The 390-nt window shown below is 62.8% G+C and carries 1 protein-coding gene; it reads left to right on the forward strand.

Translation table 11 applies throughout. The features are described from left to right. Positions 1-321, forward strand: a 321-nt coding sequence (locus IMZ11_RS44670) for an AmiS/UreI family transporter (RefSeq protein WP_305075968.1), incomplete at its 5' end; no start/stop codon positions are given. Positions 322-390 lie beyond the last annotated feature (69 nt).

The following is a 390-nucleotide window of genomic DNA, read 5'->3' on the forward strand; positions in this document are numbered from 1 at the left end:
CTGTCGTTCACCGTCGTGAACGATCCCGTGTTCGGGGTCATCTGGCTCGCCTGGGCAGCGCTGTGGCTGTTGTTCTTCCTGGTGCTCGGGCTTCGCCGGGCCCGGCTGACCCGCTTCACGGGCTGGTCGGTGGTATTGCTGAGCCAGCCGACGTGCACGCTTCCCGCGTTTCTGATGCTCAGCGGCAACTACCGCACCTCACCCGGAATCGCGGCGATCTGGGCGGTGGGACTCGCCGCACTGCTGTTGGTCGCAAGGGTGCTCAGCGCCCATCGGACACACCAACCACGCACGGCCGCAAACGAACCCGTATTCAGCTGAATCATCACCACCCCACATCAAGGAGTAATCAATGAGGCACGGAGATATCTCGTCCAGCAACGACACCGT

This window comes from Microtetraspora sp. AC03309 (assembly GCF_020826795.1).
Taxonomy (GTDB): Bacteria; Actinomycetota; Actinomycetes; order Streptosporangiales; family Streptosporangiaceae; genus Microtetraspora; species Microtetraspora glauca.